Here is a 7,760-nt window from a genome sequence, read left to right on the forward strand (position 1 = left end):
CCGCTTTCTTAAGAGATTCCGCGACGGGGCGCCACCGCACACGAATTTGTGAGGTTCCCTCTTCCGTTTCCGGAACCCTGTTCCCACATCTGCCTCAAGCCGGCGTGAACGTCGGCGACGCGACCGCCGGCCGGTTGAGGAATGTCAATGCGGCCTGCGGAAACCCAATGAAGATGCTGTCTCCGTGCTTTCGGGGCGGAGCGGCAGGCTGAGGGAATACCCATGAATATTGAAAAATACACCGAGCGCGCGCGCGGCTTTATCCAGTCGGCGCAATCGCTGGCGATGCGCGACGGCCACCAGCAGTTTTCGCCGCTGCATATGCTCAAAGTGCTGCTGGACGACAGCGAGGGTCTCGCCGGCGGTCTGATCGACCGCGCCGGCGGCCATTCCCGCGCGATCCTCAAGGCGACCGAAGACGCGCTGGGCAAGCTGCCGAAGGTTTCCGGCAGCGGCGCGGGTCAGGTTTATCTCGCGCCGGAACTGGCGCGCGCGTTCGATGCCGCGGAAAAAGCCGCCGAAAAGGCCGGCGACAGTTTTGTCACCGTCGAGCGGCTGTTGCTGGGGCTGACCCTGGAGAAAGACAGCGATGCCGGCGGCATCCTGAAGAAGGGCGGCGTCACGCCGCAGAACCTCAACGCTGCGATCGAAGCCCTGCGCAAGGGCCGCACCGCCGACAGTGCGACGGCGGAGAACGCCTATGACGCGCTCAAGAAATATTCGCGCGACCTGACGCAAGCGGCCCGCGACGGCAAGCTTGACCCCGTGATCGGGCGCGACGAGGAAATCCGCAGGACCATTCAGGTGCTCTCCCGCCGCACCAAGAACAATCCGGTCTTGATCGGCGAGCCCGGCGTCGGCAAGACCGCGATCGTCGAAGGTCTGGCGCTGCGGATTCTCAATGGCGACGTGCCGGAAAGTCTCAAGGACAAGAAGCTGCTGTCGCTCGACCTCGGTGCGCTGATCGCGGGTGCAAAATACCGCGGCGAGTTCGAGGAGCGGCTGAAAGCCGTGCTGCAGGAAGTCACCTCGGCCGAGGGCAGCATCATCCTGTTCATCGACGAGATGCATACGTTGATCGGCGCCGGCAAGGCCGACGGCGCGATGGATGCGTCCAATCTGCTCAAGCCCGCGCTGGCGCGGGGCGAATTGCATTGCATCGGCGCCACCACGCTCGACGAGTACCGCAAGCATGTCGAGAAAGACGCCGCGCTGGCGCGCCGGTTCCAGCCGATCTTCGTTTCCGAGCCGACGGTCGAGGATACCATCTCGATCCTGCGCGGCCTGAAGGACAAATACGAGCAGCACCACGGCGTACGCATCACCGATTCCGCATTGGTGGCGGCGACCACGCTGTCGAACCGCTACATTACGGATCGATTTTTGCCGGACAAGGCGATCGACCTGATGGACGAGGCCGCGGCGCGGCTGAAGATGCAGGTCGATTCCAAGCCGGAAGAGCTCGATTCGATGGACCGGGAGATCATCCGGCTGAAGATCGAGCAGGAAGCACTGAAAAAGGAAACCGATGCCGGCTCGAAAAGCCGCCTGCAGACGCTGGAAAAGGAACTCGCCGAACTCGAGGAGAAGTCGGCGGCCCTGACCTCGCGCTGGAGTGCTGAAAAGAACAAGCTGTCGAACGCGCAGAAGCTCAAGAGCGAGCTTGACGGCTTGCGCATCGAGCTCGCCAACGCCCAGCGCCGCGGCGAATATCAGCGTGCCGGTGAACTGGCCTATGGCCGGATTCCCGAGCTTGAGAAGAGGCTTGCCGAGATCGAAGCCAAGGAAAATTCCGGCGAGATGATGGAGGAGGCGGTCACCGCCAATCACATCGCGCAGGTGGTATCGCGCTGGACCGGCGTGCCGGTCGACAAGATGCTTGAGGGCGAAAAGGACAAGCTGCTTCGGATGGAAGACAGCCTCGGCAACCGCGTCGTCGGCCAGGCTGAAGCGGTTCATGCGGTCGCGACCGCCGTGCGCCGTTCGCGCGCCGGGCTGCAGGATCCCCATCGTCCGATGGGCTCGTTCATGTTCTTGGGCCCGACCGGCGTCGGCAAGACCGAACTGACCAAGGCGCTGGCCGAATATCTGTTCAATGACGAGACCGCGATGGTGCGCCTCGATATGTCCGAATACATGGAGAAGCATTCGGTGTCGCGCCTGATCGGTGCGCCTCCGGGCTATGTCGGCTATGATGAGGGCGGCGCGCTCACCGAAGCGGTGCGGCGGCGGCCCTATCAGGTGGTGCTGTTCGACGAGATCGAAAAGGCGCATCCCGATGTCTTCAACGTGCTGCTGCAGGTACTCGACGACGGCCGTCTGACCGATGGTCAGGGCCGCACCGTGGACTTCCGCAACACGCTGATCATCATGACCTCGAATCTCGGTTCGGAATTCCTGGTCAACCAGCCGGAAGGCGAGGACACCTCCGCGGTGCGCGAGCAGGTGATGGGGACGGTGCGCGCGCATTTCCGTCCCGAATTCCTCAACCGGGTCGACGAGATCATCCTGTTCCACCGCCTGCAGAAGAGCGAGATGGGGCGGATTGTCGAGATCCAGTTCGGCCGGCTGCAAAAGCTGTTGGAGGAGCGCAAGATCGTGCTGACCCTCGACGCCGCGGCGCGCGACTGGCTGGCGGCCAAGGGCTGGGACCCCGCCTATGGCGCGCGGCCCTTGAAGCGGGTGATCCAGCGTCACCTGCAGGACCCGCTGGCGGAGATGATCCTCGCCGGTGACGTGAAGGATGGCGACCGCGTCGCCATTTCAACGCAGGGCAATGTGCTGACCTTCAACGGCAAGGCGCCGCAGACCGCCGAGATCGCGCAGTTCGAGGCGCCGGTGCCGAAGCGGAAGCTGAACTGAGGTCGCGGCTGAATCCTATCCAGCGTCGTCATGCCCGGGCTTGTCCCCGGGCATGACCGCGTCTACGCCCGCTGGCCTGCGTTCGCGCAAGCGAGAATCTACTTTTTTGTTACCTTGTAGATCGCGTTCTCGATGTCGGATGAGAAGTAGATCGTGCCTGATGCGCCGATCCCGACGCCGGTTGGAATGTTGGTCGGCAACCCTCCCGGCGTAGCTGGAAGCCCGATCGGCAGATTGCCGGCGATCTCGGTGACGTTTCCGTTCGCAGGATCGATCTGGACAATCCGCTTGGCGCCGACCTCTGCGACGATCAATGTGCCATCGCCCGCCAGTGCGATGCCCTCCGGCATTTTCAAGCCCTTGGCGATCACGGTTCTTTCGCCGTTGATCTCGACCTTCGAGACCTCCCCCGAAAAGGCTTCTGTGAGATAGACCGATTCATTGGGGCCGCCGACGAGTCCGACCGGTCCGGCGAGATCGCCAATCACCACGGTGCGGTCCTTGCCGTGCTCGCCGCTGACGCGAACCAGCGATTTGGTGCCGAGCTCGTTGACGAGAATGCTGCCGTCGTCGAGCCGGATCGCATCGTGCGGCGCTTTGAAACCGTGCAACATCTCGCGCGTCGCCCCGGTCTTGCGATCGATCACCTGCACCGTGCCGGTAAACCAGCTGGACAGGATCACGTCGTCGCCCTTGGCTGTGGCACTCATCGGGTATTCCAGCGTTACGCCGACGGCGTGCATTCGCGCGGATTCGGAGACTTCGCCGGTCGCACCATCCACGGTGCGATAGGCGAACACGTCGGCGACGTAGATGGTGTCCTTGCCATTATCGGAGACGACGCCGATGCCGCCGGGAAGCGCCAGCTTGCCGATGATGATTTGTTTGGCGGCGCCGGTTTCGGCATCGACCTCCTGGATTCCATTATCCGCCATGTTGGAGACGTAGATGCGATCCTTGTCGTCGATCGCGAGATTGTCGAGCGATGGCTTGAGCTGAGCGACCGTCTTCTTTGCGCCGGTTTTCGGATCGACCCGAACCAGCTGGCCGGTCGCGGCGTCCACGACCCACAGATTGCCTTTGGAATCGAAATTGACCGCGGCAGGGGTCTTGAAGCCATCGGCGACCACCGTCAGTTCGGGCTTGTCGACGTCCACCTTGACGACCTGGCCCTTGAACCACAACGGGCCGTATAACAATCCGTCCGGCCCGAATTCGAACCCATTAAGGCCGCCCATCTTCTCCATGATCATGCGCGGGGGTTTGACGCCCTCGATGTCGATCTCGTAGAGGGTGTCGCCAAGAAAGACGGTCGTGGCATAGAGCCTGCCGTCCTTGCGATAAGCCAGAGAGTTGATTCCGGGCAGCCCGGAGGCGAGTTTCTTGATGGGGCCGTCGCCCTTGCGGGAATAGAGGTCGCCGGTGAGAAAACCGGTCCATGCCATGGTGCCGTCAGGTGCAAACGCAATATCGTCTGCCATGCCTACGGGAGTCGGTATCGCAATTTTCGCGGTGCCGTTTTTGAGATCGACTTCGTAGAGTGCGGCCCCCGCAACGCTGCCGGCGAACATGTGCCCGGCCTTGTCTATGCCAAGCCCATGCACGCCGTGGAATGCCGAGCCGGGAACGAGCTTGGTGACTTCATATGTTTGCGCCGACGCTCCGGCGCTTAAAAGGACTGTCGCTACGACAGCCGCATACAGTGCAAGCCTGCTTGTCATGACGCCGCCTCCCGATTTTTTTATATCGCGTCAGTATTCGTCCGCCGGGGCGGCTTGGCAAACGAAACTTGCCGCAGAGGACGGCGGTGGCGGTCACAAAAATGACACGCCGCGCGGGAGCCGGATCCGTACGATATCGGGGAGTAACTCAGGAGATTTTAGCGATTGCTGATTTGCCGCACGCCGCCTGTGCCGGCGGCATCGGATACGCGTGCCGGGCCGCTATTGCGGTTGTTCATCATGGCATCAAGACGGTCGCGTTCCTTCTCGAAGCCGTTCATCAGCGGGCCGTCGAGTGAACGGCCGCGCGGCAGCTTGATGCGCATCGGATCGACGAAGCGGCCGTTGACCAGAATTTCATAATGGACGTGGGAGCCGGTCGATTGGCCGGTCGAACCGACGAAGCCGATCACCTGGCCCTGCCGTACCCGCTTGCCGACTTCCAGTCCCTTGGCAAAGGCCGACATATGGCCGTAGGCGGTCTCGTAACCGTTATTGTGCTTCAGCTTGACGTATTTGCCGTAACCGCCTTCCCAGCCGGCGGTTTCGACCACGCCGTTGCCGGAGGCGAAAATCGGCGTGCCGTAGGCTGTCGCCCAATCGACGCCGGTATGCATCTTGACGTAACCGAGGATGGGATGGCGGCGGCTGCCGAAGCCGGATCGCATGATCGCGTTGTTGACGGGCTTGCGCACCAGGAACTTCTTCGCGCTCTTGCCGGTCTCGTCATAGTAATCGACCACGGCGTCGTCGGGGGTCTGGAAGCGGTAGTATTTCTTGGTTTCACCGCCGACGGTCAGCGAGGCGAACAGCACCTCGGTCTTTTCGGTGATGGTGGCGCCCTCGTCTTCGCCGGCAAAGAACACGTCGAAGGAGTCGCCGGGCTGCACTTTGCGCTGGAAGTCGACGTCGTAGGAGTAAATCCGGATCATGTCTTCGATCACGGCCGCCGGCACCTTGTTGCGCAGCGCGGTCTCGTAGATGCTTTGGTAGAGCCGCACCCCGGTCCCGTCGTCGTCGTCATCGTCGCTGGCGTCGGCGGTTTCGGTGGCGGTGTTCATGCTCTGCACGTCGACGGCGACGTATTTGCCGAGATCGGACAGCGCGGCCACCGCTTCGACGGCGGAATCGTTGGCGACGATCACGCGGTAGGGCTGCAGCCGCTGACCGGCACCCGGACCGGCGGGCGCCATCAGGATGCGCACTTTCTCGCCTTCCTTCAGGCCGCCGTCGCGGCCCCGGGCGCCGAGCGTGTTGGCGATCGCCTTGGCTTCTTCCGGGGTAGCGCCCTGTTCGCGCAGGATCGAGGTGATGGTGTCGCCCTTCTTGACCATGTGAAGGCGTTCGCCGGATGGATTGCCGACCTGTTCTTTGGTCTTCGCCAGCAGCGTGACGTTTTCCGGGACCACCCGGGTTTCAAAGCCGGCATAGGGATCGGCGGCGGTCCCTTCGGCTGCATAGGCCATTTTAAGGTCGGATTGCGCGCCGCTGGCGTCGGCCGTCGCGTTGGCGAGGGCGGTGTAGCGCACCCCGCCGCTGTTGCCGCGCCAGTTCGAGGCATCCCGAACCCGCATCAGAACCTCGTCGAGCGCGACTACCGCGGCGAGCTTGGCTTTGGGCAGGATCGGCGCAAGGTCCTTGGTGACGAAGGAAACCTCGGCATCGGGTTCGGCCGCGTCAGCATTGTTGGGGTCGTCGGAGGCTGCGGGGGAGGGGGCGCCGACATCGCTCAGCATGCGCTGCGCGTTGAAGGGTGGGATCTTGGCGCTGAGATCGCTGGTCGTCATCGACAAATTGCCGGAGATGCGGATGAACGGCCGCACCCGCATGACGTCACGGTTGCCGACCCGGGTGACGGTTGAAACCCGCACCACGTTACGCGCCGCGGTCGACTCGCCGGGCGGCGGCAGCCGATCGCTCTTGTGCAGGCTGGCTTTGGGGTCGTTGGCGCCGAACGCGCCCCGCAGCGCGCCTTCGACGCGTTCCGGGACCTTGGCAAACGTCATTTCGCCGTCGAGCGACGCAAAAACGGCGCCGCCGATCAGAGCTGCGCCGCACAAGCCAGTCAGGATGGTGCCGCTAAACCATTGTACGGAGACGCGGCGGCGATCGATTACCGCGGCTTCGGAGCCATCGACGGAAAGCGGCGGCTCGTGACCAAGATCAATGATCCCGGTCTCGCGCCCGTAGCCGCCCCCGCGTGACGTCCTGTGGTTCAAACCGGCGTCCCCCCAAATTCCATCGATACTCGACAAGGCATTCGACAAGGCCTGCACTCATTTCCGGCCCGTATTCGCTCCCTCAAAGGAAAATTCGGGAGCACGGCGTACCGCGTGGACATTCGTGAATCAAAGGTCAACAGGCTGACCAGAAGCTCGAACGTCTATGATGTGCAGATCTCTCGATGGTTGTCGGCCGCAAGGAAAAGGCGATGAATTCTTGGATGATCGCCGTTCCCTTAAGTTTTGAATGCCGGCAGCCCCCACGGCACCGGCGATTCAATGCATTCGTAATGCCAGAACGTCGCAGGATTGTGGCTCAAGTACGGCGCAAAGTCCTTAAAAATCGAGGCTTCTGGGCCGCTGAAGATTCTGCGGCATGATGCGACGATTTGTTGACAACAGCCGTTGACAACATCGATCGGGGGGGCTTATAACCCGGCCACTGAGCGCGGCGCTGCTTTGGCCCTTGGTCAAAGCATGTTTTCGTGCCCGTGAAGCTCCTCATTAAGATGAGTGAATCAACAGCCGATGACAATCGGTTGTCATTTGCCGTCGAAATGGGACTTCGCGACCTTCCAGAGATGGAAGTGGGTCCTTGGACCCGGGCTGTTTGACAAGTGAAGATGAAGAAAGAGAAACGTGGACGGCGGAGTCCTTGCGAGTCTCGATTACTTGAAGGCTTAAGTTTTAGGACTTGGGTTTTGAAGTATTGAGGCTGGACGAAAGACTTCGGCGGTACACGTTTATATAGGTTACACCATCGTTGTTCGCGATGTGAATCGCGTTCAATAAATATGGTGGGACCTCGTCAAACGTTGTGATCAGCCGGTTTGAAGTTTCAAGTCCAACTTGAGAGTTTGATCCTGGCTCAGAGCGAACGCTGGCGGCAGGCTTAACACATGCAAGTCGAGCGGGCGTAGCAATACGTCAGCGGCAGACGGGTGAGTAACGCGTG

At 61.8% G+C, this 7,760-nt stretch carries 3 protein-coding genes and 1 rRNA gene; 2 read left to right on the plus strand and 2 right to left on the minus strand.

Features of this window, described 5'->3' with window-relative positions:
* Nucleotides 1-222 precede the first annotated feature (222 nt).
* A complete protein-coding gene (gene clpB, locus ABR948_RS26210; protein ID WP_428123529.1) occupies nucleotides 223-2,862 on the plus strand; it encodes an ATP-dependent chaperone ClpB in 2,640 nt (879 codons plus the stop codon).
* Nucleotides 2,863-2,960: 98 nt separating this feature from the next.
* On the opposite strand, the gene ABR948_RS26215 is transcribed toward clpB, so the two are convergent.
* On the minus strand, nucleotides 2,961-4,583 hold the full coding sequence (locus tag ABR948_RS26215; RefSeq protein ID WP_428123531.1) for a Vgb family protein: 1,623 nt from the start codon (nucleotides 4,581-4,583) through the stop codon (nucleotides 2,961-2,963).
* Nucleotides 4,584-4,741: 158 nt separating this feature from the next.
* The gene (locus ABR948_RS26220) at nucleotides 4,742-6,802 is read right to left on the minus strand and encodes a peptidoglycan DD-metalloendopeptidase family protein (RefSeq protein ID WP_428123534.1); all 2,061 of its coding nucleotides are present in this window, start codon (nucleotides 6,800-6,802) and stop codon (nucleotides 4,742-4,744) included.
* An 848-nt stretch (nucleotides 6,803-7,650) separates the two neighbouring features.
* Here ABR948_RS26220 and ABR948_RS26225 point away from each other — a divergent pair.
* Nucleotides 7,651-7,760 (plus strand): 16S ribosomal RNA (locus ABR948_RS26225); the annotation flags it as partial.

The organism is Bradyrhizobium sp. (genome assembly GCF_050014615.1).
Taxonomy (GTDB): domain Bacteria; phylum Pseudomonadota; class Alphaproteobacteria; order Rhizobiales; family Xanthobacteraceae; genus Bradyrhizobium.

Coding starts and splice junctions, on each gene's coding strand:
- clpB (WP_428123529.1), top strand. CDS start 223: ATGAATATTGAAAAATACACCGAGCGCGCGCGCGGCTTTATCCAGTCG.
- ABR948_RS26215 (WP_428123531.1), bottom strand. CDS start 4,583: ATGACAAGCAGGCTTGCACTGTATGCGGCTGTCGTAGCGACAGTCCTT.